Origin of the sequence: Pantoea sp. VS1 (assembly GCF_002207995.1) — a bacterium.
GTDB classification, from domain to species: domain Bacteria; phylum Pseudomonadota; class Gammaproteobacteria; order Enterobacterales; family Enterobacteriaceae; genus Pantoea; species Pantoea dispersa.
In genome coordinates, this window is sequence record NZ_NHZE01000013.1 from 22,503 (window position 1) to 49,372 (window position 26,870).

General features: G+C 57.4%; 27 protein-coding genes and 1 other RNA gene. 19 read left to right on the top strand and 9 right to left on the bottom strand.

All coding sequences use genetic code 11. The features are described from left to right. Positions 1 to 152 precede the first annotated feature (152 nt). The 8 genes from tig to CBW22_RS06055 all read left to right on the top strand — a co-directional run bounded on the left by tig (position 153) and on the right by CBW22_RS06055 (position 9,923). Positions 153 to 1,457 (top strand): trigger factor, encoded by a 1,305-nt coding sequence (tig, locus tag CBW22_RS06020; RefSeq protein WP_021507185.1) that lies wholly within the window; start codon positions 153 to 155, stop codon positions 1,455 to 1,457. Positions 1,458 to 1,793: 336 nt separating this feature from the next. Beyond that, positions 1,794 to 2,417, top strand: coding sequence for an ATP-dependent Clp endopeptidase proteolytic subunit ClpP (gene clpP / locus CBW22_RS06025; RefSeq protein ID WP_010616837.1), 624 nt, complete (start codon positions 1,794 to 1,796; stop codon positions 2,415 to 2,417). Between the two features lie 127 nt (positions 2,418 to 2,544). Further along, complete coding sequence (gene clpX / locus CBW22_RS06030; RefSeq protein WP_021507186.1) at positions 2,545 to 3,816, top strand: ATP-dependent protease ATP-binding subunit ClpX; 1,272 nt, start codon at positions 2,545 to 2,547, stop codon at positions 3,814 to 3,816. Positions 3,817 to 4,005: 189 nt separating this feature from the next. Beyond that, on the top strand, positions 4,006 to 6,360 hold the full coding sequence (gene lon / locus CBW22_RS06035) for an endopeptidase La (protein WP_021507187.1): 2,355 nt from the start codon (positions 4,006 to 4,008) through the stop codon (positions 6,358 to 6,360). A 212-nt stretch (positions 6,361 to 6,572) separates the two neighbouring features. Then, on the top strand, positions 6,573 to 6,845 hold the full coding sequence (gene hupB, locus CBW22_RS06040; RefSeq protein WP_014606441.1) for a nucleoid-associated protein HU-beta: 273 nt from the start codon (positions 6,573 to 6,575) through the stop codon (positions 6,843 to 6,845). A 237-nt stretch (positions 6,846 to 7,082) separates the two neighbouring features. Continuing rightward, positions 7,083 to 8,951 (top strand): peptidylprolyl isomerase, encoded by a 1,869-nt coding sequence (ppiD, locus tag CBW22_RS06045; protein WP_088516477.1) that lies wholly within the window; start codon positions 7,083 to 7,085, stop codon positions 8,949 to 8,951. A gap of 139 nt (positions 8,952 to 9,090) precedes the next feature. Further along, positions 9,091 to 9,414: a ComEA family DNA-binding protein gene (locus CBW22_RS06050; protein ID WP_021507189.1), complete on the top strand. Its 324-nt coding sequence runs from the start codon at positions 9,091 to 9,093 to the stop codon at positions 9,412 to 9,414. A 101-nt stretch (positions 9,415 to 9,515) separates the two neighbouring features. Beyond that, positions 9,516 to 9,923: an acyl-CoA thioesterase gene (locus CBW22_RS06055; RefSeq protein WP_088516242.1), complete on the top strand. Its 408-nt coding sequence runs from the start codon at positions 9,516 to 9,518 to the stop codon at positions 9,921 to 9,923. 44 nt (positions 9,924 to 9,967) lie between these two features. Here the strand turns inward: CBW22_RS06055 and queC are convergent, their stop codons facing one another. After that, entirely contained in the window at positions 9,968 to 10,663 is a 696-nt protein-coding gene (gene queC / locus CBW22_RS06060; RefSeq protein ID WP_088516243.1) for a 7-cyano-7-deazaguanine synthase QueC, read from the bottom strand. A gap of 26 nt (positions 10,664 to 10,689) precedes the next feature. Beyond that, positions 10,690 to 12,405, bottom strand: coding sequence for an SgrR family transcriptional regulator (locus tag CBW22_RS06065; RefSeq protein WP_088516244.1), 1,716 nt, complete (start codon positions 12,403 to 12,405; stop codon positions 10,690 to 10,692). Positions 12,406 to 12,498: 93 nt separating this feature from the next. Here CBW22_RS06065 and cof point away from each other — a divergent pair, with 93 nt between their 5' ends. Then, positions 12,499 to 13,320 carry an HMP-PP phosphatase gene (gene cof / locus CBW22_RS06070; RefSeq protein WP_058757954.1) on the top strand — a complete coding sequence of 274 codons (822 nt, stop codon included), beginning with the start codon at positions 12,499 to 12,501 and terminating at the stop codon, positions 13,318 to 13,320. 34 nt (positions 13,321 to 13,354) lie between these two features. Here the strand turns inward: cof and CBW22_RS06075 are convergent, their stop codons facing one another. Then, positions 13,355 to 14,389: a PLP-dependent cysteine synthase family protein gene (locus tag CBW22_RS06075; protein WP_021507195.1), complete on the bottom strand. Its 1,035-nt coding sequence runs from the start codon at positions 14,387 to 14,389 to the stop codon at positions 13,355 to 13,357. Between the two features lie 115 nt (positions 14,390 to 14,504). Between CBW22_RS06075 and CBW22_RS06080 the strand changes: the two genes are divergently transcribed. The 5 genes from CBW22_RS06080 to amtB all read left to right on the top strand — a co-directional run bounded on the left by CBW22_RS06080 (position 14,505) and on the right by amtB (position 20,449). After that, the gene (locus tag CBW22_RS06080) at positions 14,505 to 14,966 is read left to right on the top strand and encodes an Lrp/AsnC family transcriptional regulator (RefSeq protein WP_021507196.1); all 462 of its coding nucleotides are present in this window, start codon (positions 14,505 to 14,507) and stop codon (positions 14,964 to 14,966) included. A 24-nt stretch (positions 14,967 to 14,990) separates the two neighbouring features. Next, positions 14,991 to 16,760, top strand: a complete 1,770-nt coding sequence (locus CBW22_RS06085) for a SmdA family multidrug ABC transporter permease/ATP-binding protein (RefSeq protein ID WP_088516245.1) — start codon at positions 14,991 to 14,993, stop codon at positions 16,758 to 16,760. After that, entirely contained in the window at positions 16,753 to 18,528 is a 1,776-nt protein-coding gene (locus tag CBW22_RS06090) for a SmdB family multidrug efflux ABC transporter permease/ATP-binding protein (protein WP_088516246.1), read from the top strand. The genes CBW22_RS06085 and CBW22_RS06090 overlap by 8 nt, the downstream gene beginning before the upstream one ends. 259 nt (positions 18,529 to 18,787) lie before the next feature. Then, complete coding sequence (gene glnK, locus CBW22_RS06095; protein WP_007886947.1) at positions 18,788 to 19,126, top strand: P-II family nitrogen regulator; 339 nt, start codon at positions 18,788 to 18,790, stop codon at positions 19,124 to 19,126. 33 nt (positions 19,127 to 19,159) lie between these two features. Beyond that, positions 19,160 to 20,449 carry an ammonium transporter AmtB gene (amtB, locus tag CBW22_RS06100; protein WP_058757951.1) on the top strand — a complete coding sequence of 430 codons (1,290 nt, stop codon included), beginning with the start codon at positions 19,160 to 19,162 and terminating at the stop codon, positions 20,447 to 20,449. Positions 20,450 to 20,521: 72 nt separating this feature from the next. On the opposite strand, the gene tesB is transcribed toward amtB, so the two are convergent. Together tesB and CBW22_RS25960 are read right to left on the bottom strand one after the other, a co-directional pair. Further along, complete coding sequence (tesB, locus tag CBW22_RS06105; RefSeq protein WP_088516247.1) at positions 20,522 to 21,385, bottom strand: acyl-CoA thioesterase II; 864 nt, start codon at positions 21,383 to 21,385, stop codon at positions 20,522 to 20,524. Beyond that, the gene (locus tag CBW22_RS25960) at positions 21,382 to 21,573 is read right to left on the bottom strand and encodes a hypothetical protein (RefSeq protein ID WP_125309056.1); all 192 of its coding nucleotides are present in this window, start codon (positions 21,571 to 21,573) and stop codon (positions 21,382 to 21,384) included. The genes tesB and CBW22_RS25960 overlap by 4 nt, the downstream gene beginning before the upstream one ends. A 15-nt stretch (positions 21,574 to 21,588) precedes the next feature. Between CBW22_RS25960 and CBW22_RS06110 the strand changes: the two genes are divergently transcribed. Beyond that, positions 21,589 to 22,146 carry a YbaY family lipoprotein gene (locus tag CBW22_RS06110; RefSeq protein WP_021507201.1) on the top strand — a complete coding sequence of 186 codons (558 nt, stop codon included), beginning with the start codon at positions 21,589 to 21,591 and terminating at the stop codon, positions 22,144 to 22,146. A 150-nt stretch (positions 22,147 to 22,296) separates the two neighbouring features. Here CBW22_RS06110 and CBW22_RS06115 read toward each other — a convergent pair whose 3' ends face one another. Continuing rightward, positions 22,297 to 22,608 carry an MGMT family protein gene (locus tag CBW22_RS06115; protein ID WP_021507202.1) on the bottom strand — a complete coding sequence of 104 codons (312 nt, stop codon included), beginning with the start codon at positions 22,606 to 22,608 and terminating at the stop codon, positions 22,297 to 22,299. Positions 22,609 to 22,784: 176 nt separating this feature from the next. On the opposite strand from CBW22_RS06115, the gene ffs reads away from it, so the two are divergent. Further along, an RNA gene (gene ffs, locus CBW22_RS06120) (signal recognition particle sRNA small type) lies at positions 22,785 to 22,881 on the top strand. Between the two features lie 126 nt (positions 22,882 to 23,007). Here the strand turns inward: ffs and CBW22_RS06125 are convergent. From CBW22_RS06125 to CBW22_RS06135, 3 genes are all read right to left on the bottom strand, one after another. Continuing rightward, on the bottom strand, positions 23,008 to 23,226 hold the full coding sequence (locus CBW22_RS06125) for an HHA domain-containing protein (RefSeq protein ID WP_021507203.1): 219 nt from the start codon (positions 23,224 to 23,226) through the stop codon (positions 23,008 to 23,010). Between the two features lie 24 nt (positions 23,227 to 23,250). Further along, positions 23,251 to 23,628 carry an Hha toxicity modulator TomB gene (gene tomB, locus CBW22_RS06130; protein ID WP_021313568.1) on the bottom strand — a complete coding sequence of 126 codons (378 nt, stop codon included), beginning with the start codon at positions 23,626 to 23,628 and terminating at the stop codon, positions 23,251 to 23,253. Positions 23,629 to 23,773: 145 nt separating this feature from the next. Then, positions 23,774 to 24,127, bottom strand: coding sequence for a hypothetical protein (locus CBW22_RS06135; protein ID WP_088516249.1), 354 nt, complete (start codon positions 24,125 to 24,127; stop codon positions 23,774 to 23,776). Positions 24,128 to 24,454: 327 nt separating this feature from the next. Here CBW22_RS06135 and CBW22_RS06140 point away from each other — a divergent pair, with 327 nt between their 5' ends. Genes CBW22_RS06140 through CBW22_RS06150 form a run of 3 tightly spaced genes read left to right on the top strand, consistent with a single transcriptional unit; the run spans position 24,455 to position 26,847 of the window. Further along, the gene (locus CBW22_RS06140) at positions 24,455 to 25,111 is read left to right on the top strand and encodes a metal ABC transporter ATP-binding protein (protein WP_021507205.1); all 657 of its coding nucleotides are present in this window, start codon (positions 24,455 to 24,457) and stop codon (positions 25,109 to 25,111) included. Then, on the top strand, positions 25,108 to 25,947 hold the full coding sequence (locus tag CBW22_RS06145) for a metal ABC transporter permease (protein ID WP_021507206.1): 840 nt from the start codon (positions 25,108 to 25,110) through the stop codon (positions 25,945 to 25,947). The genes CBW22_RS06140 and CBW22_RS06145 overlap by 4 nt, the downstream gene beginning before the upstream one ends. A gap of 21 nt (positions 25,948 to 25,968) precedes the next feature. Further along, positions 25,969 to 26,847, top strand: a complete 879-nt coding sequence (locus CBW22_RS06150; RefSeq protein WP_058769397.1) for a metal ABC transporter substrate-binding protein — start codon at positions 25,969 to 25,971, stop codon at positions 26,845 to 26,847. The last annotated feature ends 23 nt before the right edge of the window (positions 26,848 to 26,870 follow it).

Here is a 26,870-nt window from a genome sequence, read left to right on the forward strand (position 1 = left end):
ATGCGGCGTCTATTTTTCCGGAATGTCTTCGGGACGCTTCTGGTGACAGGGATTAGGTTCTGCCTGCAGAGGCCGTCCCGGTTGTTGGATACGGCGCATTAATTGTGTGGTGTCTGAAGTTGACCGAGCACGTGATTTTTTGAGGTAACAAGATGACAGTTTCAGTAGAAACCACTCAGGGTCTGGGCCGTCGCATTTCGATTACTGTTCCTAAGGACAGCATCGAAAGCGCAGTGAAGAAAGAACTGGTGGAAGTGGCTAAGAAAGTCCGTATCGACGGTTTCCGTAAAGGCAAAGTGCCGGCTACCATCATTAATCAGCGCTACGGTGCCTCTGTTCGTCAGGACGTCCTGAGCGAGCTGATGACGCGTAACTTCGTTGACGCCATCATCAAAGAGAAGATCAACCCAGCTGGCGCACCGAACTACGTGCCGGGTGAGTATAAAGAAGGTGAAGATTTCACCTACGCGGTTGAGTTCGAAGTGTATCCGGAAGTTGAGCTGAAAGGCCTGGATGCAATCGAGGTCGAAAAACCGGTGGTTGAAGTGACCGACGCTGACGTCGACACCATGCTGGAAACCCTGCAGAAGCAGCAGGCGACCTGGAAAGAGACTGATGCCGCTGCATCAGCAGAAGATCGCGCGACCATCGATTTCACCGGCTCTGTAGACGGCGAAGAGTTCGAAGGCGGCAAAGCGTCTGACTTCGTGCTGGCGATGGGTCAGGGTCGTATGATCCCAGGCTTCGAAGAAGGCATCACTGGCAAGAAAGCCGGCGACACCTTCACCATCGACGTGAAATTCCCGGATGACTACCACGCGGAAAACCTGAAAGGCAAAGATGCGAAGTTCGACATCGTGCTGAAGAAAGTGGAAACCCGCGAACTGCCGGAGCTGACCGCTGAATTCATCAAGCGTTTCGGCGTGGAAGATGGCTCCATTGAAGGTCTGCGCGCTGAAGTGCGTAAGAACATGGAGCGCGAACTGAAAGGCGCTATCCGTAACCGCGTGAAGACGCAGGCGATTGACGGTCTGGTTAACGCGAACGAAATCGACGTGCCAGTGGCACTGATCGACAGCGAAATCGACGTTCTGCGTCGTCAGGCTGCACAGCGTTTCGGCGGCAACGAGAAGCAGGCGCTGGAACTGCCACGTGAACTGTTCGAAGAGCAGGCAAAACGTCGCGTTGTGGTCGGTCTGCTGCTGGGCGAAGTAATTCGCATCAACGAGCTGAAAGCCGATGAAGATCGCGTTAAAGCGCTGATCGAAGAGATGGCTTCTGCGTACGAAGATCCGCAGGAAGTGATCGAGTTCTACAGCAAAAACAGCGAGCTGATGAACAACATGCGCAACGTTGCGCTGGAAGAGCAGGCGGTTGAAGCGGTACTGGCGAAAGCCAAAGTAACTGACAAAGCCACTAACTTCCAGGAGCTGATGAACCAGACCTCTGCGGCCTGATTCGTGAGTTAACCCTGAGTGCTAAAGCCCGCGACCGCTGTGTCGCGGGCTTTTTCGTTTCTGGCGGAAACCAACCACATTTGTGCGCTATTTGACTAATTAATCGGCAAATTCTTCGCTAAGCTGTTTTTCCGTGTTAGCGAATGGGGAAAAGGTTGTTATGCTTGAAACAACTGGGCTGCATCCCCAGATACAGGGAGAATGCGTGAAAACAGTAAGACTGGCTGATTAACCGTCCTGTTATGTCGGAACGAGACCGCTGCGCATAGTTTTCGCCGCGCGCCTCGCGTAAAATCGGTACAGAATGTTGCCAATGAAATTTATCAGGAGACGGTAATGTCATACAGTGGCGATCGTGAATTTACTGCACCAACCAATGCGCTGGTGCCAATGGTGGTCGAACAAACCTCGCGCGGCGAGCGTTCTTACGACATCTACTCCCGCCTGCTTAAAGAGCGCGTGATCTTCCTGACCGGTCAGGTTGAGGATCACATGGCGAACCTGATTGTGGCGCAGATGCTGTTTCTGGAAGCTGAGAATCCTGAAAAAGACATTTACCTCTACATTAACTCGCCAGGTGGTGTAATTACCGCCGGTATGTCGATTTATGACACAATGAAGTTCATCAAGCCGGACGTGAGCACCATCTGTATGGGCCAGGCCTGTTCGATGGGCGCATTCCTGCTGACGGCGGGGACCAAAGGCAAGCGCTTCTGTCTGCCAAACTCACGCGTGATGATTCACCAGCCGCTGGGCGGTTATCAGGGCCAGGCGACGGACATTGAGATCCACGCGCGTGAAATCCTGAAAGTGAAGCAGCGTATGAATGAGCTGATGGCGGAACATACCGGCAAATCGCTGGAGCAGATTGAACGCGACACCGAGCGCGATCGTTTCCTCTCTGCCAGCGAAGCGGTAGAGTATGGCCTGGTCGACTCCATCCTGACGCATCGCCAATAAGACACATCTGTCTGCCCCTTACGCTATAGTTAACGGGTGCAGACAGGTGAGTTGCATGCATATCGGCCGTTGCTGTGCGGCCATTGCCGTACACCAATTAGGTCTGAGAACGAAAAGAGGTTAGCTGATGACAGATAAGCGCAAAGACGGTTCAGGTAAGTTGCTGTACTGCTCTTTCTGCGGCAAAAGCCAGCATGAAGTCCGTAAGCTGATTGCCGGGCCGTCAGTGTATATTTGCGACGAATGTGTCGATCTTTGTAACGACATCATTCGCGAAGAGATTAAAGAAGTGGCCCCGCACCGCGAGCGCAGCGCGCTCCCGACGCCGCATGAGATCCGCCATCACCTTGACGATTATGTTATCGGTCAGGAGAAGGCGAAAAAAGTGCTGGCGGTGGCGGTGTACAACCACTACAAACGTCTGCGTAACGGCGACACCAGCAACGGGATTGAACTGGGCAAAAGTAACATTCTGCTGATCGGTCCAACCGGTAGCGGTAAGACCCTGCTGGCGGAAACGCTGGCGCGCCTGCTGGATGTGCCTTTCACCATGGCGGATGCTACTACGCTGACCGAAGCCGGTTACGTGGGCGAGGATGTGGAAAACATCATCCAGAAACTGCTGCAGAAGTGCGACTACGACGTACAGAAAGCGCAGCGCGGCATCGTGTACATCGATGAAATCGATAAGATTTCCCGTAAATCAGACAACCCGTCTATCACCCGTGATGTGTCAGGTGAAGGCGTGCAGCAGGCGCTGCTGAAACTGATTGAAGGCACAGTGGCTGCCGTGCCGCCGCAGGGTGGACGTAAGCATCCGCAGCAGGAGTTTCTGCAGGTCGACACCTCGAAAATCCTGTTTATCTGTGGCGGTGCGTTTGCCGGCCTCGATAAAGTGATTTCACAGCGTGTTGAAACCGGCTCCGGTATTGGCTTTGGTGCGACTGTCAAAGGTAAATCGCAGAAAGCCAGCGAAGGCGAGTTGCTGTCACAGGTTGAGCCGGAAGATCTGATCAAATTTGGTCTGATTCCGGAGTTCATTGGTCGTCTGCCGGTGGTGGCGACGCTCAACGAGCTGAGCGAAGAAGCGCTGATCCAGATCCTGCGTGAACCGAAAAACGCGCTGACCAAGCAGTATCAGGCGCTGTTTAACCTGGAAGGCGTGGAGCTGGAGTTCCGTGACGAAGCGCTGACGGCGATTGCGAAAAAAGCGAACTCGCGTAAAACCGGGGCACGTGGTCTGCGTTCTATCGTAGAAGCGGCGCTGCTCGAAACCATGTACGACCTGCCATCAATGGAAGGCGTAGAGAAAGTGGTGATCGATGAGTCAGTAATCGAGGGGCAATCTGACCCGATGCTGATTTACGGTAAGCATGAAGCCCAGGCTTCTGGCGAATAAATAATCAATTACACCACGTTGTTATCTTAAAAAAGGGGAAAATGTTTCCCCTTTTATTTTTCTCACCTCTGTGACATTGAATGTCGTGCAAGCATCCCCATATACTCATAATCCTGTGGGTCTAACTGCATACAGCCTGTATCACGCGGTTCCCATCACCTGGCGGACATTAAACTAAGAGAGAGCTCTATGAATCCTGAGCGTTCTGAACGCATTGAAATCCCCGTGTTGCCGTTGCGCGACGTGGTGGTTTATCCGCACATGGTAATTCCGTTGTTTGTTGGTCGGGAAAAATCGATTCGTTGCCTCGAAGCGGCGATGGATCATGACAAGAAGATCATGCTGGTTGCCCAGAAAGAGGCTTCAACGGATGAACCTGGTATTAACGATCTCTTCGCAGTAGGGACCGTTGCTTCCGTACTGCAGATGCTGAAACTGCCAGACGGCACCGTTAAGGTGCTGGTGGAAGGTCTTCAGCGCGCACACATCACCACTTTAGCGGACAATGGCGACCACTTTGTTGCCCAGGCCGAATACCTGATCTCGCCGGAAATTGAAGAGCGCGAGCAGGAAGTGCTGGTGCGTACCGCCATCAATCAGTTTGAAGGCTATATCAAGCTGAACAAAAAAATCCCGCCGGAGGTGCTGACTTCACTCAACAGCATCGACGACGCGGCGCGTCTCGCCGACACCGTCGCGGCGCATATGCCGCTTAAGCTGGCTGATAAACAGTCAGTGCTGGAGATGTCCGACATCAATGAGCGTCTGGAATATCTCATGGCGATGATGGAATCGGAAATCGATCTGCTGCAGGTTGAGAAGCGTATTCGCAACCGCGTTAAAAAGCAGATGGAGAAAAGCCAGCGCGAGTACTATCTGAATGAGCAAATGAAAGCGATTCAGAAAGAGCTGGGCGAGATGGATGATGCGCCGGATGAATACGAAGCGCTGAAACGCAAAATCGACGCGGCGAAAATGCCGGCTGAGGCGCGCGAGAAGGCCGAAGCCGAACTGCAGAAGCTGAAGATGATGTCACCGATGTCAGCGGAAGCCACCGTGGTGCGCGGCTACATCGACTGGATGGTGCAGGTACCGTGGAACGCGCGCAGCAAGGTGAAAAAAGACCTGCGGAAAGCGCAGGAGACGCTGGATACCGACCATTACGGTCTGGAGCGCGTGAAAGACCGCATCCTTGAGTATCTTGCGGTGCAGAGTCGCGTCAGCAAAATCAAAGGGCCGATTCTGTGTCTGGTCGGACCGCCGGGCGTGGGTAAAACCTCGCTGGGACAGTCAATCGCTAAAGCCACCGGCCGTAAATATGTGCGTATGGCGCTGGGCGGCGTGCGTGATGAAGCGGAAATCCGCGGCCACCGTCGTACCTATATCGGGTCGATGCCGGGCAAACTGATCCAGAAAATGGCCAAAGTCGGCGTGAAAAACCCGCTGTTCCTGCTGGATGAGATCGACAAAATGTCATCCGACATGCGCGGCGATCCGGCTTCAGCGCTGCTGGAGGTACTGGATCCGGAGCAGAACATTGCGTTCAACGATCACTATCTGGAAGTGGATTACGATCTGTCAGATGTGATGTTTGTGGCTACCTCTAACTCCATGAACATTCCGGCTCCGCTACTGGATCGTATGGAAGTGATCCGTCTCTCCGGCTACACCGAAGATGAGAAGCTCAACATCGCTAAACAGCACCTGCTGCCGAAGCAGATCGAGCGTAATGCGCTGAAAGAGAAAGAGATCAGCGTTGACGATAGCGCCATTATCGGCATTATCCGCTATTACACCCGTGAAGCGGGCGTGCGTAGCCTGGAGCGCGAACTCTCCAAGCTGTGCCGTAAAGCGGTGAAAGCGCTGCTGATGGACAAAGCGAAAAAGAGCATCAAAATCAACGGCGAAAACCTCAAGGATTTCCTGGGTGTGCAGCGCTTTGATTACGGCCGTGCCGACAGCGAAAACCGTGTTGGTCAGGTCACCGGCCTGGCGTGGACCGAAGTGGGCGGCGATCTGCTCACCATCGAAACCGCCTGCGTGCCGGGCAAAGGCAAGCTGACCTACACCGGTTCACTCGGTGAGGTGATGCAGGAGTCAATCCAGGCGGCGCTGACGGTAGTCCGCGCCCGTGCGGAAAAACTCGGCATCAACGGTGACTTCTACGAGAAGCGTGACATCCACGTGCACGTACCGGAAGGAGCGACGCCGAAAGATGGTCCAAGCGCCGGTATCGCGATGTGTACCGCGCTGGTCTCCTGTCTGACCGGTAACCCGGTGCGTTCGGACGTGGCGATGACCGGCGAGATCACGCTGCGCGGTCAGGTACTGCCGATTGGTGGCCTGAAAGAGAAACTGCTGGCGGCGCATCGCGGCGGCATCAAAACCGTGCTGATCCCGGACGAAAACAAGCGCGATCTGGAAGAGATTCCACAGAACGTGATTGCCGATCTGTCGATCCATCCGGTGAAGCGTATTGAAGAAGTGCTGAGCCTGGCGCTGGAAAATGCCCCGTACGGGATGCAGGTTGCCACGGCAAAATAGTGATTAGCGACAAAAAGCGCTAAAAAGCGAAGCTGGCAGGCCAAATCGGGCTTGCCAGCTTTTTTTTGTGCCGCTAATTTAGGGGGCTGCTGGATCAACGATTAAGATGAATACCGTTGTTTCAGCTCCACAGGCTTGATATAACTGGCTGCGCGTTCGCACCGGGCGGGAAGCGCGGGTGCGAGTGAATAATAAAAGAGGGGATGAAGAGAGTGAATAAGTCACAGTTGATCGACAAAATTGCTGCAGACGCTGACATTTCTAAAGCGGCAGCGGGACGTGTGTTAGATGCATTCATGGGCTCCGTTTCTGACGCGCTGAAAGGCGGTGACGAAGTGGCACTGGTCGGTTTCGGTACCTTCTCTGTACGCGAGCGTGCTGCCCGCACCGGCCGTAACCCACAAACCGGTAAAGAAATCACCATCCCGGCTGGTAAAGTACCGGGCTTCCGTGCAGGTAAAGCACTGAAAGACGCCGTCAATTAATGACCGCTGACCTGTCCATCGAAGCATTTTCTTCCATGGATTGAGGACGAAAAAGGCGTTCTCATGTAACATACGGGCACATCATTTTTGATGTGCCTTTTTTTATCTTGATGCGCGACTTTAGCCGCTGGCTTCAGTCTCCGCATGGTTGCCAGCTGCCAGCCTGAACCGCAGCTGCACGATGATGACATCGTGTCAGAGCTTTACATCCACACTACAGCGGAGTGTTGTCATACCATGATGGACAATTTACGCGCGGCGTCGAACCATGTCGTGCTCAAGATCATTCTGGGATTGATCATCCTGTCATTCGTACTGACCGGGGTGGGCAACTACCTGATTGGCGGTAACAGCGATTACGCTGCCAAAGTGAACGGCCATGAAATTAGCCGCGGTGAGCTGGAACAGGCGTTTAACAACGAGCGCAACCGTCAGCAGCAGATGCTGGGCGACCAGTTCTCGCAGCTGGCCAGCAACGACGGCTACATGCAGCAGATGCGCCAGCAGGCGCTGTCACAGCTGATCGATCAGGCGCTGCTCGATCAGTACATCAAAGATCTGCACATTGGCATCAGCGACGATCAGGTGAAGCAGGCTATTTTCAATCAGCAGGCTTTCCAGACCAACGGTAAGTTCGACAACGCGAAATACAACGGCCTGATCGCCAGCATGGGCTTCAGTGCCGATCAGTACGCCGAAGCGCTGCGCAAGCAGCTGGCGACGCAGCAGCTGATCAACGCCATCGCCAATACCGACTTCATGCTGAAGGGTGAAACCAGCAAGCTGGTGGATCTGGTCTCGCAGCAGCGCGAGATTCGTCAGGCGGTGATTGACGTTAATGCGCTGGCCGCGAAACAAACCGCCAGCGACGACGAAATCAATCAGTACTACCAGCAGCATCAGAGCAGCTTTATGGCACCTGAGCAGTTCCGCGTCAGCTATATCAAAATGGATGCGGCCAGCCTGCAGGAGAACGCCAGCGAAGCGGATATTCAGAGCTGGTACGATCAGCACAAAGCCGACTATTCACAGCCGCAGCGCAACCGTTACAGCATCATTCAGACCAAAACCGAAGCCGATGCCAACGCGGTGCTGGATGCGCTGAAAAAGGGCGAGGATTTCGCCACGCTGGCGAAGAGCAAATCCATCGACCCAATCTCTGCGCGTAAAGGCGGCGACATGGGCTGGCTGGAGCCGAACACCACGCCGGATGAGCTGAAAAACGCCAACCTGACGCAGAAAGGTCAGCTGTCTGGCGTGATCAAGTCCTCAGTAGGTTTCCTGGTGGTGCGTCTGGACGATATCCAGCCAGAGCAGGTTAAACCGCTGGCGGAGGTGCACGATGCGGTGGCGGATAAAGTGAAGCAGGAAAAAGCCGTCGACGCCTTCTATAAGATGCAGCAGAAGGTGAGCGAAGCCGCCAGCAACGACAACGAATCCCTGGCGGGCGCCGCACAGGCATCTGGCCTGAAAGTAGTGGAAACGGGCTGGATCACCCGCGATAACGTGCCGGCCGATCTCGATTTCGATGCGGTTAAACAGGCGATCTTCAACGGTGGCCTGACCGGTCAGAACGGCGCGCCGGGCAACAACTCCGACATCATCAGCGTTGATGGCGATCGGGCGTTTGTGTTGCGCATCAGCGAGCACAAACCGGAAGCGGTTAAACCGCTTGATCAGGTCAAAGCGCAGATTGCCGACAGCCTGAAGCATGACAAAGCGACGCAGCAGGCCAAAGCGCAGGCAGACAAACTGCTGACCGAGCTGAAAGCGGGCAAACAGGACGCGCTGCAGGCGGCTGGCCTGACGCTGAGCGCCAGCAAAACCGTCGATCGCAACGCGCAGGATCCGGTGGCACAGGCCGCATTCAACCTGCCACAGCCAGCGGATAACAAGCCGTCTTGGGGTGTCAGCGAAGATATGCAGGGCAACGTGGTGCTGGTCGCGCTGGATAAGGTCAGCGCGGGCAACATGCCGCAGGCGCAGATCGATGAAATGGTAAAAGGCGTGACGCAAAACAACGCGCAGATTGCCTTTGAAGCGCTGCTGGAAAACCTGCGTAAAGAGGCGAAGATTAAGTACGGCGCCGCCGCACAAAACCAGTAAGCCTCACAAAAAAAGGTAAACTGCTGCAATACCGAAAGGCCGCTTCTGCGGCCTTTTCCATTTCTGATCATCGCCTTTTGAGTGCGTTTCTCGCTTGTGCCACCCTGCAGTGGCTGTCAAACACAAGGAGAAACACAGCATGGTTAAATCAACATTTCGTGCCTTTTGCATCACGCTGGCGCTGGGCGGCGCGCTCTGGACCAGCGGACTGGCGGCGGCGGAAAGCCCCAGTGAAACGCAGGCGACGCAGGTGTCCACGCCGCAGCCGGAACAGGTCAGCATCAATCAGGCCACGGCCGAGCAGCTGGCCGCCGCCATGAACGGTATTGGACTGAAAAAAGCGCAGGCGATTGTCAGCTATCGTGAGCAGTACGGGCCCTTCAGCGCCATCGAGCAGCTGAAAGAAGTGCCGGGTATTGGCAGTGCGCTGGTGGAGCGGAACAGCGCGCGGCTGAAATTGTGAAGCGGCTCGCGACTCTGAAGGATTGCTAAAGCGGCCCATCAGGCTGTGCTATGCTCAACAGGTCCAACCAGTTGTCATTCACAGCCTGAACAGGAGCTATCATGCAAACCACCATCAAAGTGCGCGGCTATCATCTTGACGTCTATCAGCATGTGAACAATGCGCGCTACCTGGAATTTCTGGAAGAGGCGCGCTGGCAGTGGCTGGAAGATGCCGATGCCTTTCACTGGCTGCTGGAGCAGCAGCTGGCATTTGTGGTGGTGAATATCAACATTAACTATCGTCGTCCGGCGGTGCTGGGCGACGTGCTGCACATTGAGAGCGAGGTCTCGCAGCTCAACGGCAAAAGCGGCATTATTTTACAGCGGGTGGTGCTGGCAGGAGACAACACGCTGGTGGCGGATGCGGCGCTGACTTTCGTCTGCATCGATTTGCGCACGCAAAAAACCGTGCTGCTGGAAGGGGAGTTACGTGAACGCCTGGCGGCATTGATGACCGCGACTTCCTGAGCTGGCATGCCCAGAAAGCACGCCAGCCCGCAGCGCGGCCGCAATCAGCGCAGGCCGCTTTTCTGTTTCATCGCCGCCATCACGCTGGCCGCATTGGCCTGGTAATCGGCCAGGCCGCGTGCGCGCAGGTGGCAGGCCGCACACTCACCACAGCCGTCGCCTTTGACGCCGTTGTAGCAGGTTAGCGTCTCAGAGCGGACCAGCGGCAGCTGCTGCCAGTAGTCCGCCAGCGCCCAGGTTTCTGCTTTATTCAGCCACATCAGCGGCGTTTCAAAACGCACGTCGCGCGCCATGCCCAGGCTGACAGCGTTGTTCAGCGCTTTGACAAACTCGTCACGGCAATCCGGGTAGCCGGAAAAATCGGTTTCACACACGCCGGTGATCACCGCTTCGGCTTCCACCTGATAGGCATAAATTGAGGCCAGCGTCAGAAACAGGATGTTACGCCCCGGCACGAAGGTGCTGGGCAGGCCGCTGGCCTGTGGATTGTAGGCTGGCACCGGGATGTTATCGCGCGTCAGGCTGCTGACCGCCAGTTCATTGAGCAGCGTTACGTCCAGCACTTTGTGCGCCCGCGCGCCCAGCTGGTGCGCCAGCCCTGCGGCGACGCTGATCTCTTCGCGATGGCGCTGACCATAATCAAAGGTCACGCAGTGCACTTCATCATACTGCTGCAGCGCCTGAATCAGACAGGTGGTGGAGTCTTGTCCGCCACTGAATACGACAACGGCTCGTTTCATGTTTTCTTCCCCATAAATCAGTGCGCCTATGGTACTGGCTCCGGCGCGGGCTGAACAGCACCGCCTGCGGCAGGCGGCGGGATCCAGGCGCGGGTGAAATCGAACCAGCCCATGCTGTTAAGCTGAATACCTTCGACGCCTGGCGGAGCAAACACCTGGTAGCGATAGTTAAACAGCGGCAGCAGATGGCCGTCGCGCATTAGCTGCTGAAACAGCTGATGAATCGCGGCGCTGCGCAGTGCCGGACTGGCCTGACGGGCGATAGCGTGCAGCGGTGCCTGCAGCACCGCCGGACGCAGCGGTTGCCAGGCCGCATCATTTTCCAGCCAGTTCACCAGGGTAAACTGCGGCGCATCACCAATCAGACGGTCGCCCATGATGATGTCGGCGTCACTCAGATCGATGTCGTCGCGCCAGCTTTTGACGTCGTGAAATACGCAGGTGAGGGTACAGCCCTGTGCCGCCAGCAGCGGCACCAGCGCCTGCGCCATGACGTGCAGTTCGATGGGCAGGTGATAATGCAGCGTTAGCGTTGCGGGCAGTGGGCCATCCGGGCGGTGCGGGGCGGGCAGCGGCCAGCCGGGCAGCAGCTCTGCGATTGGCGTAATTAAGCCTTCATCCAGCGGCAGCTGCTGAATAACGCCGCTGTGCTGAATCAGCGCGAGCAGCGTTTTGGCCTGCGCCTGGCTGAAGCGAGCCGAGAAACGCGGCGCCAGATAACAGAAACCGAGACTGATGCTGCGATCCACCGGCCGCAGCGTGTCCAGCTCGTCGGGATCGCCAATGGCGATCTGCACCGGATGGCGACAGCTGGTGCCCAGCCCGCGATCGAACAGCTGCGGCGTAATCCAGTATTCCACCACCTGAATCAGCGGACGCTGATGGTGCCAGCGCGCATGGCTCTCCAGCCGCACCAGCTCGCGGGTAAAGTGCGTCAGGCGCCACGGTCCGCTGCCGGTATCGGCATGCTCCGGATGCGGCAGCAGGCAAAACTGATGCGCCAGCCGCTGCGGCAGCCAGTAATCGCTGGTGCGTAGCCGGATACGCAGCGCCAGCGGATGTGGCGCATCGATGTGTTCCACCGCCGCCAGCAGACGGCCGCCCTGCGGCGTCTGCATGATACGTTGCAGCTGCTGAACCAGCTGTGCCGCCTGCACCGGTTCGTCGTTGTGCCAGCTGAGCAGTGGCCGCAGCCAGAAATACCATTCGCGGCCCTGCGCATCGTGCTGCCAGTGATGTGCCAGATCGCCCTCGACATCATCCGCGTTAAAGCGCGTCAGGCCGGAAAAAATCTGGCGTACCAGATGCTGCTCGGCGCGTCCGGTGAGCTGCAGCGGATCCAGCGCCTCCATCGCGCGATAATAGGGAATGCGCAGCACCGGCGCCTGATTCTGCCACTGGCCGCCCATCAGTGGGCGCAGCATTTTCACCAGCCGTTCAGGCGCGACATCCAGTACCTGCAGTGCCTGTACCGCTTCACCGGCTGCCAGCTGCTGGCTGAGCAATTGCTGACGCAGCTGTTCGGGAGAGAGCAGAAAGCGCAGTTCGCCCTGTTTACCGCGTCCCGCCGCACCGTGCCACTGCAGCCAGCCCGCCTGCTGCCACTGCCGCAGCAGGGTACGCACGTGGCGCTCGCTGCAATAGCAGTGCTGCGCCATGGCCGCAACGCTGATGCGCTGCGCTTCGCCCTGGCTAAGCTGCCACAGGCGCTGAAACTGATTAACCCGATGAAGCTGTCGCATGATTAAACCCGGAACAGTTTTTTGAAAGTATTCACTATTAGTTCCGTAATTACCAGGCGATAGTAAACCCCTCATTCAGACCGGAGAGTTGCTATGGCCCGCCTCGCGGCATTTGATATGGACGGTACACTGCTGCTGCCTACCCACCGTTTAGGTGCGGAGACGCTGCAGAGCCTCAACGCCCTACACCAGCGTGGCGTTACACTGGCGTTTGCCACGGGGCGTCACCTGCTGGATATGCAGGCAGTACGTCAGCAGATCACCTTGCCCGCCTGGCTGATCACCGGTAACGGCACGCGCATTCACGATGTCGAGGGCAGGCAGCTGTACGGCTGTGATTTAGCGCCGTCGGTGGCGGAAGAGGTGTTGCACAGTCACTGGCAAACCCCCGCGTCGATCCACATCTTTAATGACGAAGGCTGGTTTACCGATAAACCGCTTCCGGGATTGCTGGAAGCGCACGCGATGAGCGGATTTCACTATCAGCTGCGTGATTTACGCCGCATGCCGGCACATGAAGTCACCAAGATCTGCTTTATCGCGCCGTATGAGATGCTGCTGGCGCTGAAGATTGAACTGCAACAGGCGCTCGGCGATCGCGCCAGCCTGTGCTTCTCCGCCAGGGAGTGTCTGGAAGTTTTGCCGGTGGATTGCCACAAAGGCGCCGCGCTGGCGCGGCTGTGCCAGCATCTGTCGCTGTCGCTGGCGGATTGCATGGCATTTGGCGATGCGATGAACGACCGCGAAATGCTGGAGCGCGTCGGGCGCGGTTTTATCATGGGCAACGCCATGCATCAGCTGAAAACCTCGCTGCCCCATTTACCGATTATTGGCCATTGCGAGACACAGGCGGTGTCTCACTACTTAAATCACTGGATGACCACACCACACCTCGATTATTCCCCCGAATGCTGAGGCTTACAGTGAACCGGACAGGATGTCCGGTTTTTTATTGCAGCTCGCGCTGCCACGCCTGAATATCGCCGATCTGCTCAGCGACCCACTGCGGATTGTAATAGGTATCCGGATAGCGCTCGCCGCTGTCACACAGCAGCGTGACCAGCGCGGCGGACTGCCCCTGCGCACGCAGCCGTTTTGCCACCTGCAGCATGCCCCAGAAATTGGTGCCGGTAGAGGCACCCGGACGCCGGCCGAGAATCTGCTCCAGCCTTAACATGGCCGCCACGGTGGCGCCGTCGGGCACTTTCATCATTTCGTCAATCACATCCGGTAAAAACGACGGCTCAACGCGCGGGCGACCAATCCCCTCAATCAGGCTGCCGCGCTCGCTGCGCAGCGTACGATCGCGGCTGTGCCAGTAATCGAAAAACACCGAGTGTTGCGGATCGACCACCAGCAGGCGCGTGTCGTGGCCCTGATAGCGGATGTAGCGCCCCAGCGTAGCCGAGGTGCCGCCGGTGCCGGCGCTCATGATCAGGGTGTGTGGCACCGGGAAAGGTTCATGCGCCATCTGGCGGAAAATGCTTTCGGCGATATTGTTGTTGCCGCGCCAGTCGGTAGCGCGTTCGGCGTAGGTAAACTGGTCCATAAAATGGCCGTTGAGTTCACGCGCCAGGCGCTCGGATTCGCTGTACAGCTGGCACGGATCGGCCACGAAGTGGCACTCCCCGCCGTAAAAGCGGATCAGCTCGATTTTGCGCCGTGCGGTACTGGCTGGCATCACGGCGATAAACGGCAGGCCAAGGAGGCGGGCAAAATAGGCTTCCGACACCGCGGTGCTGCCGGAGGAGGCTTCGATGATCGGCGTATTTTCTCCAATCCAGCCATTGGCCAGACCATAGAGAAACAGCGAACGCGCCAGGCGATGTTTCAGGCTGCCGCTTGGATGGGTGCTTTCATCCTTAAGATAAAAGCGAATGCCGGGGAAATCGTCCAGCGTAAAACGGATCAGGTGCGTATCAGCGGAGCGCTGAAAGTCGGCGTTAATTTCATTGATAGCGTGGCGAACCCAGGGCGTTTGCATGGTGCGATTCCGGCAGCGAGATTGCGCTCAGTGTAAGGCACTGGCAGGAAAAAGAGGTTGCTAAAATTTGGTTATAATTGGCAAATAAGAGAAAATTTTTCTCCTGAGGTGGCGAATGCTAGATAAAACTGACCGCACACTGCTGGCGCTGCTGCAAAAAGACTGCACGCTGTCGCTGCAGGCGCTGGCCGATGCGGTGAATCTCACCACCACACCGTGCTGGAAACGCCTGAAAAAGCTGGAAGATGATGGCATTATTCGGGCGCGCGTCGCGTTGCTGGATGGTGAAAAGCTCGGCCTGTCGCTCACCGCCTTTATGCTGATCAAAACCCAGCAGCACAGCAGCGACTGGTTTCAGCAGTTTGTCGCGGTGGTACAGCAGATGCCGGAAGTGATGGCCTTTTACCGCATGGCGGGCGAGTACGACTACCTGCTGCGCATTCAGGTGGCCGATATGAAGAGCTACGACGCGTTTTACAAGCGTCTGGTTAACGGCGTGCCGGGACTGATTGACGTCACCTCCAGCTTCGCTATGGAAGAGATTAAATACACCACCGCCTTGCCGGTAGCGCCCTGAACGGGCATCACAAGAGATTGTTTTGTGCGATTATTCAGCCAGTTAAGTTGGTATTTTTTGCGCGAGTGGCGGCGCTATCTGGGCGCCATCAGCTTGCTGATTATCATTGCGCTGCTGCAGCTGCTGCCTCCGCATCTGGTCGGCGTGATTGTCGACGGCGTGACCCAGCACAGCCTGACGCGCGGCGAAATTTTTCTGTGGATCGGCGTGATGCTGGTGACCGCAGTGATTGTCTATTTGCTGCGCTACGTCTGGCGCGTGCTGCTGTTCGGCGCCTCTTACCAGCTGGCAGTGGAGCTGCGCGAAGATTTTTACCGCCAGCTTAGCCGCCAGCATCCGGCGTTTTACCTGCGCCACCGTACCGGCGATCTGATTGCGCGCGCGACCAACGATGTCGATCGCGTGGTGTTTGCCGCGGGTGAAGGGGTGCTGACGCTGGTGGATTCGCTGGTGATGGGGCTGGTCGTGCTGGCGGTAATGAGCGTGCAGATCAGCTGGGAGCTGACGCTGCTGGCGCTGATTCCCATGCCGATTATGGCGCTGGTGATCCAGAAAGACGGCGCGCGCCTGCATCAGCGCTTCAAAGTGGCGCAGGCGGCGTTCTCCAGCCTGAACGATCAAACGCAGGAGAGTCTGACCAGCATCCGCATGATCAAAGCCTTTGGCCTGGAAGATCATCAGTCGAGCCAGTTTGCCGATATCGCCAGCGACACCGGCCGCAAAAATCTGCACGTGGCGCGCGTCGATGCGCGCTTCGATCCCATCATTTATATCGCCGTGGGCTTTTCGAATTTGCTGGCGATTGGCGGTGGCGGCTGGATGGTGTGGCACGGTTCACTGACGCTCGGGCAGCTCACCAGCTTCGTCATGTACTTAGGGCTGATGATTTGGCCGATGCTGGCGCTGGCGTGGATGATTAACATCGTCGAGCGCGGCAGCGCGGCGTGGAGCCGTATTGGTGCGCTGCTGGCGGAAGCGCCTGCGGTTGAGGATGGTCAGCAGCCACTGCCGGCGGAAGCGGGCGTGCTGCAGGTGGCGATCCGCGCCTTCCACTATCCGGCGAGCAGCGCGCCGGTGCTGAGCGACGTGCATTTCCAGCTACAACCGGGGCAGATGCTTGGGCTGTGCGGGCCTAACGGCTGCGGCAAAAGCACGCTGCTGAGCCTGATTCAGCGCCATTTTGATATCGATCAGGGCGAGATTTGCTATCACGCCATTCCGCTGCCGCAACTGCGGCTGGACAGCTGGCGCAGCCGGCTGGCGGTGGTCAGTCAGACACCGTTCCTGTTTTCCGATACCGTTGCGAATAACCTGGCGCTGGGCCGCCCGGAGGCAACACAGGAAGAGATTGAGCGCGTGGCGCAGATGGCCTGCGTGCACGATGACATACTGCGTTTGCCGCAGGGGTACGCGACCGAAGTGGGTGAGCGCGGCGTCATGCTCTCTGGCGGGCAGAAACAGCGCATCGCCATTGCGCGTGCGCTGTTGCTCAACGCGGAGATTCTGATCCTCGACGATGCGCTGTCGGCGGTTGATGGCCGTACCGAACATGAAATCCTGCATAACCTGCGCCTGTGGGGCAAAGGGCGCACGCTGATCATTAGCGCGCATCGACTGTCGGCGCTGACCGAAGCCAGCGAGATTCTGGTATTGCAGCAGGGCGCAGTGGCACAGCGCGGCGATCACGATACGCTGGCGGCGCAGCCGGGCTGGTATCGCGATATGTATCGCTATCAGCAGCTGGAAGCCGCACTGGATGAGGACGAGGCAGAACAGGGAGCCGACCATGGCTAAATCGCAACGCTTATGGCCAACGCTGAAACGCCTGCTGGCCTACGGTAAACCGTGGCGCAAATCGCTGTGGCTGGCCGTCGGCATGCTGTGGATCGCTGCCGCTGCCGAAGTCACCGGTCCGGTGCTGGTGAGTTATTTTATCGATAACCTGGTGGCAAAACACCAGATGCCGTGGGGCATCGTGGCCGGGCTGCTGGTGGGCTTTGTGCTGCTGCAGCTGCTGGCAGCGGGCCTGCACTATTTCCAGGCGCTGCTGTTTAACCGCGCGGCGATTGGCGTTGTGCAGCAACTGCGCGTCGACGTGATGAATGCGGCGCTGCGCCAGCCGCTCAGTGCTTTCGACACTCAGCCGGTGGGGCAGATTATTTCGCGCGTCACCAACGACACCGAAGTGATCAAAGATCTTTACGTCACGGTGGTGGCCACTGTGCTGCGCAGCGCTGCGCTGATTGGCGCGATGCTGGTGGCGATGTTTGCACTCGACTGGCGTATGGCGCTGGTGGCGCTGGTGATTTTCCCGCTGGTGTTAACGGTGATGCTGATCTATCAGCGCTACAGCACGCCGATTGCGCGCCGCGTACGTAGCTATCTGGCCGAGATCAATAATGGCTTCAACGAAGTGATTAACGGCATGAGTGTGATCCAGCAGTTTCGCCAGCAGGCGCGCTTTGGCGAGCGCATGGGCGAAGCCAGCCGTTCACACTATCTGGCGCGGATGGAGACGCTGCGGCTGGACGGCTTCCTGCTGCGTCCGCTGCTCAGCCTGTTTTCTGCACTGATTTTGTGCGGTCTGCTGATGCTGTTCAGCTTTGCCACGCCGGGTGTGTTTGAGGTTGGCGTGCTCTACGCCTTTATCACTTATCTTGGTCGCCTTAACGAGCCACTGATTGAGCTCACCACGCAGCAGTCAATGCTGCAGCAGGCGGTGGTGTCGGGCGAACGTATTTTTGAACTGATGGATGCGGCGCAGCAGGGCTACGGCAGTGACGTTCAGCCGCTGGCTTCCGGGCGTATCACCCTGCGCGATGTCAGCTTTGCCTACCGCGACAACCGCGACGTGCTCAGCCATATCGATCTCGAGGTGCCGGCGCGCGGCTTCGTGGCACTGGTCGGTCATACCGGCAGTGGCAAAAGCACTTTAGCCAATCTGCTGATGGGCTACTATCCGGTGACGCGCGGCAGCATTGAGCTGGATGGCCGCCCGCTGCGCCAGCTGACGCACAATGCGCTGCGCGGCAGCGTGGCGATGGTGCAGCAGGATCCGGTGGTACTGGCCGATACGCTATTGGCCAACGTGCGCCTGGGACGCGATATCAGCGAAGAGGATGTGTGGCGCGCGCTGGAGAAGGTGCAGCTGGCACCGCTGGCCCGCGCGATGCGCGACGGTATTCATACCCGGCTCGGTGAGCAGGGGAACACGCTGTCGGTCGGGCAGAAGCAGCTGCTGGCGCTGGCGCGCGTGCTAGTGTCGCTTCCGCAGATTCTGATCCTCGATGAGGCCACTGCCAATATCGACTCAGGCACCGAGCAGGCGATTCAGCAGGCGCTGCGTACGTTGCGCCAGCACAGCACGCTGGTGGTGATTGCTCACCGTCTTTCCACCATCACCGAAGCGGATCAGATTCTGGTGCTGCACCGTGGTCAGGTAGTCGAACGCGGTACGCACACCGAACTGCTGGCGCAGCAGGGCCGTTACTGGCAGATGTACCAGCTGCAGCAGGCTGGCGATGAACTCGCGGCGGGCATACCCGCAACCGCAGAGGGGTGATTTGCACCTTTTTTGCGCAGATTTATCGGAATGTTCTGTATTGATGCACTCCTTTGAGGCCGCAAGCACCAAAGGAGTGCAGTAAAGTCCCACCTTTCTGTTTTTCCGAATGAAAACCTTGCCCGTTACGCCATACCGGAGCGCGATACTCTGCGCCCGGCAGCCTTAGCGCCCACTTTTGCCATTTGTGGCACAGCCTTTGCTTAACTCTCTGCGTGTCCGCGAAGACTCACCTATTTTTATATCCGGAGGGGAACGTATGAAGCTGGTTACCGTGGTAATCAAACCATTTAAGCTGGAGGACGTGCGTGAAGCCTTATCCTCCATTGGCATTCAGGGCCTGACCGTGACCGAAGTGAAAGGCTTCGGTCGTCAGAAAGGCCATGCAGAACTGTACCGCGGTGCCGAGTACAGCGTTAACTTCCTGCCAAAAGTAAAAATCGATATTGCGATTGCGGACGATCAGCTGGATGAAGTGGTGGATGTGATCAGCAAAGCCGCGTACACCGGCAAAATTGGCGACGGCAAAATTTTCGTCGCGGAACTGCAGCGCGTGATTCGTATTCGTACCGGCGAGACCGACGAAGCAGCACTGTAACTGGGGCTCTGAATTGTGATGGGATGGAAAGAAATGAATAAAGTAATGACTAAGTTGGGCCTCACCAGCCTGGCGCTGTTACCGTCTCTTGCGATGGCAGCTGCGCCTGCCGTAGCGGATAAAGCCGATAACGCGTTTATGATGATTTGTACCGCGCTGGTACTGTTCATGACAATTCCCGGCATTGCCCTGTTTTACGGCGGCCTGATTCGCGGCAAAAACGTGCTGTCGATGCTGACGCAGGTCGCGGTGACGTTCGCGTTAGTGTGCGTACTGTGGATCGTCTACGGCTACTCGCTGGCGTTCAGTGAAGGCAACGCCTTCTTCGGTAACTTCCAGTGGGCGATGCTGAAAAATATCGAGCTGAAAGCGGTGATGGGCAGCTTCTATCAGTACATTCACGTGGCGTTCCAGGCTTCCTTTGCCTGTATCACCGTGGGGCTGATTGTTGGTTCGCTGGCTGAGCGTATTCGCTTCTCCGCGGTACTGATTTTCGTACTGGTGTGGCTGACGCTGGCCTATCTGCCTATCGCACATATGGTGTGGGCTGGCGGCTTCCTGGCACAGGATGGCGCGCTGGACTTCGCTGGCGGTACCGTGGTGCACATCAACGCCGCCGTTGCGGGTCTGGTTGGTGCTTACCTGGTAGGCAAGCGTGCTGGCTTCGGTAAAGAAGCGTTCAAACCGCATAACCTGCCGATGGTGTTTACCGGTACCGCGATTCTGTACGTTGGCTGGTTCGGCTTCAACGCCGGCTCTGCGTCTTCCGCGAACGAAATCGCGGCGCTGGCCTTCCTGAATACCGTGGTGGCCACTGCGGGTGCCGTGCTGTCGTGGGTGTTTGGTGAGTGGGCGCTGCGCGGTAAGCCTTCACTGCTGGGTGCGTCTTCTGGCTTCATCGCCGGTCTGGTTGCCATCACGCCAGCCTGTGGTTATGTCGGCGTCGGCGGCGCACTGATTATCGGTCTGGCCGGTGGCCTGGCAGGTATCTGGGGTGTGACCACGCTGAAGAAATGGCTGCGCGTGGATGACCCGTGCGACGTGTTCGGTGTGCACGGCGTGTGTGGCATCCTCGGTTGTGTCCTGACCGGCGTGTTTGCCTCCTCGTCACTGGGCGGCGTGGGCTACGCAGAAGGCGTGACCATGGGCCATCAGGTTTGGGTTCAGCTGTTCAGCTGTGGCCTGACCATCGTCTGGTCTGGCGTGGTCGCATTCATCGGCTTCAAGCTGGCAGATATGATTGTTGGCCTGCGCGTACCGGAAGAACAGGAACGTGAAGGTCTGGATGTGAACAGCCACGGCGAGAACGCTTACAACCAGTAAGTGCCGGCTGGCAGAAGAGCAGTGCGCTATAACTATAATGATGAGAAAGGGGCGAGATAATCGCCCCTTTTTTTATGCTTCGCGCTGACGCATCACCCCTTCCTGCACCGTCGTCGCCACCAGCGTGCCGTCCTGGCTGAAGAACTCACCGCGCACGAAGCCGCGCGCGCCGGACGCTGAGGTGCTTACCACGCTGTACAGGAGCCACTCCGAGAGATCGAATGGACGGTGGAACCACATGGAGTGGTCAATCGTCGCCACCTGCATATCCGGCTCAAGGAAGCCTTTGCCATGCGGCTGCAGCGCGACCGGCAGAAAGTTGAGATCGGAAGCGTAGCCCAGCAGATATTGATGAATGCGGCGATCGTCCGGCAGCTGGCCATTGGCACGCACCCAGACCTGGCGCAGCGGCTCATCAACGTGGCCTTTCAGCGGATTATGGATCTGCACCGGACGGATATCCAGCGGGCGCTCGGCGAGGAATTTTTCTTTCAGCTTGAGCGGCAGGTGCGCAGCCAGCCGGTGGGCGAGATCCTGCTCGGAGGGCAGGTTATCGGGTCCGGGCACCTGCGGCATGCTGTTCTGATGTTCGAAGCCATCTTCCGGTGCCTGAAAGGAGGCGGTCATGTAGAAGATCGGCTGACCGTTCTGTACGGCGCTGACGCGGCGGGCGCTGAAGCTTTTGCCGTCGCGCAGGGTTTCCACATCGTAAATAATGGCTTTCTGGCTGTCGCCCGGGCGCAGAAAGTAGCTGTGGAACGAGTGGATAATACGGGCTTCCGGCACGGTTTGTTTTGCCGCATACAGCGCCTGTCCCACCACCTGGCCGCCAAACACCTGGCGCAGGCCGAGATCTTCACTCTGGCCGCGAAACAGACCCTCTTCCAGTTTTTCCAGATTCAATAAATTAAGCAGGTTGTGCAGTGCCTGGCTCATAACGGATTCCTCAGTGATGCCAATGGCGTCAGTGTGAAAGATCCGACCAGTTTGCGCAACGCTTTTACCCGGTTTTCAGCAGGATGGCGGGGCTTCAGGCGCAAAGCGGATTTTTGTGCCAGAATTAACAGCAATCGGCGGTGGAAAACCCAGCCAATAAATTTACCGCCGACAATCATAGTGTTCATAAGGAGACGACATCGATGAAACTCTGGCATGTAATTAGCGGTATGACACTGGCGGTGGCAATCACAGGCTGTGCCGATCACAGTAAACCCGTGCCGACGCCAACTTTAGGCGCCAGCGTGGCCGGGCAGCCGTCGGCGATTGCCCAGCCAAACGTAAGCGGTTCCGTCTATATTCGCCAGCGTATTGCGCTGCCGCCGGATGCGGTGCTGACCGTGACGCTGGCCGATGCGTCACTGGCGGACGCGCCGTCCAAAGTGCTGTCACAGCGTGTGGTTCGCACCGAGGGCAAACAGGCGCCGTTCCAGTTTGTGCTGCCCTTTAACCCGGCTGATATCCAGCCGAACGCGCGCATTTTGCTGAGCGCAGCGATCACCATCGACGGCAAGCTGGCGTTTATCACCGATACGGTGAAACCGGTGATTAATCAGGGTGGAACGAAAGCGGAACTGCTGCTGGTACCGGTGACCAATATGGCGATGCCAACCCAGCCGGGCGCTGCTACCACCGTGCCTTCGACGTCGCCAACCCAGGTTACGCCGTCAGCCTCCGTGCCGGCACCAACCAGTCTGTAACACACCCATCGCAGCAGACAGGCTCCCGGGCCCGCTGCCGTGAAGTAAAGCGTCACACGCCAGGGATGGCGTGTGCCGAGCGATCAGGGACGAGACAACGGCTTTACGTAACGGCTGCGGGCTCGGGGGCCACATTTTGCACCGCTTGCATTAATACTCCCAGCGATACTTCGCCAGTTCGATTTCTCCTGCATCACTCACTTCAATACCTTCGGCTTCCAGCGCATCGCGCTGACGAAAAAGATCATCGCCCTGCAGCGAAATACGACCATGACGATTTATCACGCGGAACCACGGCAGTTTGCTGCCTGGCGGCAAGCGCCGCAGCACGCCGCCCACCTGACGTGCGGCACGCGGTGAACCGGCCAGCAGCGCGACATCGCCGTAGGTCGTCACTTTACCGGCAGGAATAGCGGCAACAATTTGCCAGACGCGCTCGGAAAAATTGCTCTGTTCACTCACTGGCGCACCTCGTCTGCGGGAAAAGCGCCACTTTAGCATGCGATTGCGGCTATCTGCAGGGTTTTGCCGCCGGCCTGTTCAAGAAACCAACGGTTGCCCGGCCTGCGCTTGCAATTGCCAGGGGCTTCCCCGATAATGCCAGCGCTCTCAACATGAGAGCTCGTCAATGGGGGCCCTGTTGGTTCTCCCGCAACGCTAACTTGTGAACTCGGTCAGGTCCGGAAGGAAGCAGCCGCAGCAGGCGACGCGTGTGCCGGGATGTAGCTGGCAGGGCCTCCACCATTTCTGCCCATGTAAAATCCCTGCGCGCAATGCGGCACAGCACCGTATCGGCACTCCTTTGCCTGCCTGTCATCCGTGGAAATAGGTGAGTAACGAAGCGACCTGCGGGGAGAAAACTTAGCGGACGTATTTCCAGACAGATCCGGGCACTTTGTCATAGAGCTTGTTCATGGTCAGCTCGGCCAGACGGTGATCGGCTGCGGAGTAGAATACCGCTAACTCATCATCGGGTAATTCATACTTGTTCTTTTCAATCACCCGTTCAAGGGTGTCAATTGAGCGACAACGACGCAGTCGCATCAAATAGTCTGTTTTGGTTAAGGCTGGGTTGCTCATAAATAAACCGGTCTCACTCTGATGCTAAAAGGAATGGCTGGGTTGCTGGAGATAAGCGCACTCTTCGGCAAACAGATTAAATAAGCGTTTTGCTGAACGTTGCCACCGTTGAAGATCCTGCGTATTGATTCCATAGCTGCTAAACAGCATAAAGGTATCATCAAGATATTCATCGATTTGCGTAATCAGCGCTTCATCTTCAACATGCTTAATTTTGTAATTCATCGTGAAAGAGGCGATATGCTCAATCAAATCGTTGAGCTGTAAATTGCCTGGCGAAGTGGGATCATTAACCCAGCCGTGATGGCTGTCGGTTAGCGTCGCCATACTTTCGTCAAACAGGTTCTCACACAGAAATTTAAGCTGGGCAATATCATGCCGTTTCGGTGAGTATTCGTCCATCTTTTTCCCCTCCATAGCGAGCACAGTTACCGCGACGCGGCGAGATTTGGAAAAGCTACCAGGGAGCGATCACGAATAAAAAGAATTCAGCGACCTTTTAAATATAATCCACAATCATTAGTTTTGCTCACCCAATTACTAAATATTACAATTCGTCGCACGGTGACGGGCGGGTATTGTCTATCACCTCAAACACCAGCGCACCGGGCGTTGTCTGGAACATAACTTCTTCACGTTGGGTAAAGGTTTCATTTAAATCAAGGCAGGGATTAAATAAATCCCACGTGAAATCGTAAAGCATTTTAAATCGTTTGTGGCCGATGGGCTGAATGGAAATAATGGTAAAACTGTCCGGAACTAATTGCGCGTTTTGAGAATACCACTGTAAATCGCCGGCAAGGTCCTGGGCTATTTTGAGAATATTCCCCTGGATAATCTGGCGTAACTTACCGCAATCATCCTCATTCACATCAATATCACTATGAATAATAGACTGCATTCTGCATCCCGTAAAAAGCAAGGAGAGTTCTATCATTGGCTTTCAGCCCGGACATTGCAAGCCATTGGTAAACAGAAAGGGCGATTGCTGCGATGGGCGTTGGCTTGATGGCACAAATCGCCCAGGCGTATCGCCGCTGATCAACTTTTGAAACACTTTCGTCCGCGCGTCGCGATGATGCCATCAGGTAGTATATTGTTATGTTATAACATTTTGGTTGCCTATCATGAATCACAGTGGATTACTTCTCTCGCTCGGCGGGCGCCTGCTGGTAGCGCTACTGCTGAGTAGCCTGCTGGCTTTAGCCATCGTCTGGGGCCTGCACCAATGATGCGTTTTCATCGTCTGCAGGGCGGCTATCAGGGCAGGGCTGTGACGCCGGTGGTGAATGGCGAACTGGCGGCCGGCAGCATGACGGCACTGGTCGGGGCCAACGGTACGGGCAAATCAACCTTGCTCAAAACTATCGCCGGACTGCTGCCGCCAGTGGCGGGACGCTGTGAACTGCAGCTGCCGCGAAAAGCGCTGGGCTGGTTGCCGCAGCGCAGCGAGCTGGACACCCGCTTCCCGCTCACCGTCTATGAGCTGGTGGCAATGGGCTGCTGGCCGCGCTGCGGCTGGTTCGGTGGCATCACGCGTGCGCTGAGGCAGGAGATTGATGCGGCGCTGGAGGCGGTGCAGATGCGCGACTTCGCCACTGCGCAGCCCGCGATGCTATCCGGCGGGCAGTTGCAGCGCGTACTGTTTGCGCGCCTGATGCTTCAGCGCAGTCAGCTCTGGCTGCTGGACGAACCCTTCAACGGCATTGATACGCCGACGATAACCTTACTGATGTCGATTCTCGAACAGCAGCAGCGGGCGGGCACCACGCTGCTGGTGGTGCTGCACGACAAGCTGCTGGTGGCGCGCCATTTTCGTGACGTGCTGTCGCTGGATGAGCGTGACAGTGCGCAGCAACCGCGGCTGTGTCGGGTGGCGTCATGACGTTACTCCAGCCGTTTATTGAGTTTGGTTTTATGCGCCGGGCGCTGGTGGCCTGCATGGCGCTGGCGATCAGTGCGACGCCGCTCGGCGTCTTTCTCTCGCTGCGCCGTATGAGCCTGGTGGGCGATGCGCTGTCCCATGCGGTACTGCCGGGCGCCGCCATCGGCTATCTGGTGTCCGGCCTGTCGCTGGTGGCGATGGGCATTGGCGGCCTGATTGCCGGGCTGGCGGTGGCGCTGCTGTCCGGTGCGGTCAGCCGTTACACCCACCTGAAGGAGGATGCCAGCTTTTCCGGCTTCTATCTGGGTTCGCTGGCGCTCGGCGTCACGCTGGTATCACTGCGCGGTTCCAGTGTCGATCTGCTGCACGTGTTGTTCGGCTCGCTGCTGGCGGTGGATAACGGCGCGATTGTGCTGGTTGGCAGCATCGCCGCGTTCACCCTGCTGATGCTGGCCGTGATCTTCCGGCCGCTGGTCATTGATGCCTTTGATCCTGATTTTCTGCGTGCGCAGGGAAAATGGAGCGCACCGCTGGTGCACGGTATTTTCCTCACGCTGGTGGTGCTGAATCTGGTGGCGGGTTTTCAGGTGCTCGGCACGCTGATGTCCGTTGGGCTGATGATGCTGCCCGCCACCAGCGCGCGCTTCTGGAGCCGTCACCTTACGCGCATGCTGGCGATTGCCATGCTGCTGGCGCTGATCGCCGCCTTTATCGGCCTGCTGCTCTCCTGGCACTATGCCCTGCCTGCCGGACCGGCGGTGGTACTGAGTGCGGCCGTACTGTTTTTGCTGTCTGTGTTGACAGGACCATGTGGCGGCCTGCTGCGCCGTCGATAATAAGATGACAAGGGGATAGGTATGAAGAAGTTACCGTTGAGTCTGGCGATTGGCGCGATGCTGATTAGCCCGCTAACGCTGGCAAAAACCGTTGATGCCGTAGCCAGTTTTACCGTGCTGGCAGACATCGTTAAACAGGTCGGCGGCGATCACGTTAAGGTGAAATCGCTGGTGGGGCCGGATGGCGATCCGCACACCTTTGAGCCCACGCCGCAGGATAGTCAGGCGCTGGCGCAGGCCGATGTGGTGTTCGTCAGCGGGCTGGGCATGGAAGGCTGGATGGACCGGCTGATTAGCGCGTCCGGCTACAAGGGCACGGTGGTGGTCGCCTCGAACGGCGTCAATACGCGCAAAATGGAGGAGGATGGCAAAACCATCACCGATCCACACGCGTGGAACAGCATGCACAACGGCGTGATCTACGCCACCAACGTGATGAACGCGCTGATCAAAGCCGATCCGGACGATGCCGCCGACATCCGTCACAGCGGTGAACGCTATATTCAGCAGTTGCAGAAGCTGGATAGCTGGGCCAAAAGTGAATTTGCCGGCGTGGCGCAAAGTAAACGCAAGGTGCTCACCAGCCATGATGCCTTTGGCTACTTCGGCCAGCGCTACGGCGTGACATTCCTCGCGCCGGTGGGCTTCTCAACCGAAGCGGAAGCCAGCGCCAGCGATGTCGCCGCTATCATCAAACAGCTCCGGGCCGAGCACATCACGACCTACTTTATGGAGAACCAGACCGATCCGCGTCTGGTGAAACAGATCGCCAGTGAAACCGGTGCGCAACCCGGTGGCGAGCTCTATCCTGAAGCGCTGTCAGCGGCCAGCGGACCGGCGCCCACCTATGAGGCGGCGTTTAAGCACAACGTGGAAACTCTGCTGCACAGCATGAAGTAAAAAAAAGGCCGGGGAGCATCCCG

Excerpts from the sequence above, each read along its gene's own strand:
- tig (WP_021507185.1), top strand. The coding sequence starts at position 153 with ATGACAGTTTCAGTAGAAACCACTCAGGGTCTGGGCCGTCGCATTTCG.
- clpP (WP_010616837.1), top strand. The coding sequence starts at position 1,794 with ATGTCATACAGTGGCGATCGTGAATTTACTGCACCAACCAATGCGCTG.
- clpX (WP_021507186.1), top strand. The coding sequence starts at position 2,545 with ATGACAGATAAGCGCAAAGACGGTTCAGGTAAGTTGCTGTACTGCTCT.
- lon (WP_021507187.1), top strand. The coding sequence starts at position 4,006 with ATGAATCCTGAGCGTTCTGAACGCATTGAAATCCCCGTGTTGCCGTTG.
- ppiD (WP_088516477.1), top strand. The coding sequence starts at position 7,083 with ATGATGGACAATTTACGCGCGGCGTCGAACCATGTCGTGCTCAAGATC.
- CBW22_RS06050 (WP_021507189.1), top strand. The coding sequence starts at position 9,091 with ATGGTTAAATCAACATTTCGTGCCTTTTGCATCACGCTGGCGCTGGGC.
- CBW22_RS06055 (WP_088516242.1), top strand. The coding sequence starts at position 9,516 with ATGCAAACCACCATCAAAGTGCGCGGCTATCATCTTGACGTCTATCAG.
- queC (WP_088516243.1), bottom strand. The coding sequence starts at position 10,663 with ATGAAACGAGCCGTTGTCGTATTCAGTGGCGGACAAGACTCCACCACC.
- CBW22_RS06065 (WP_088516244.1), bottom strand. The coding sequence starts at position 12,405 with ATGCGACAGCTTCATCGGGTTAATCAGTTTCAGCGCCTGTGGCAGCTT.
- cof (WP_058757954.1), top strand. The coding sequence starts at position 12,499 with ATGGCCCGCCTCGCGGCATTTGATATGGACGGTACACTGCTGCTGCCT.
- CBW22_RS06075 (WP_021507195.1), bottom strand. The coding sequence starts at position 14,389 with ATGCAAACGCCCTGGGTTCGCCACGCTATCAATGAAATTAACGCCGAC.
- CBW22_RS06080 (WP_021507196.1), top strand. The coding sequence starts at position 14,505 with ATGCTAGATAAAACTGACCGCACACTGCTGGCGCTGCTGCAAAAAGAC.
- CBW22_RS06090 (WP_088516246.1), top strand. The coding sequence starts at position 16,753 with ATGGCTAAATCGCAACGCTTATGGCCAACGCTGAAACGCCTGCTGGCC.
- glnK (WP_007886947.1), top strand. The coding sequence starts at position 18,788 with ATGAAGCTGGTTACCGTGGTAATCAAACCATTTAAGCTGGAGGACGTG.
- amtB (WP_058757951.1), top strand. The coding sequence starts at position 19,160 with ATGAATAAAGTAATGACTAAGTTGGGCCTCACCAGCCTGGCGCTGTTA.
- tesB (WP_088516247.1), bottom strand. The coding sequence starts at position 21,385 with ATGAGCCAGGCACTGCACAACCTGCTTAATTTATTGAATCTGGAAAAA.
- CBW22_RS25960 (WP_125309056.1), bottom strand. The coding sequence starts at position 21,573 with ATGAACACTATGATTGTCGGCGGTAAATTTATTGGCTGGGTTTTCCAC.
- CBW22_RS06110 (WP_021507201.1), top strand. The coding sequence starts at position 21,589 with ATGAAACTCTGGCATGTAATTAGCGGTATGACACTGGCGGTGGCAATC.
- CBW22_RS06125 (WP_021507203.1), bottom strand. The coding sequence starts at position 23,226 with ATGAGCAACCCAGCCTTAACCAAAACAGACTATTTGATGCGACTGCGT.
- tomB (WP_021313568.1), bottom strand. The coding sequence starts at position 23,628 with ATGGACGAATACTCACCGAAACGGCATGATATTGCCCAGCTTAAATTT.
- CBW22_RS06135 (WP_088516249.1), bottom strand. The coding sequence starts at position 24,127 with ATGCAGTCTATTATTCATAGTGATATTGATGTGAATGAGGATGATTGC.
- CBW22_RS06140 (WP_021507205.1), top strand. The coding sequence starts at position 24,455 with ATGATGCGTTTTCATCGTCTGCAGGGCGGCTATCAGGGCAGGGCTGTG.
- CBW22_RS06145 (WP_021507206.1), top strand. The coding sequence starts at position 25,108 with ATGACGTTACTCCAGCCGTTTATTGAGTTTGGTTTTATGCGCCGGGCG.
- CBW22_RS06150 (WP_058769397.1), top strand. The coding sequence starts at position 25,969 with ATGAAGAAGTTACCGTTGAGTCTGGCGATTGGCGCGATGCTGATTAGC.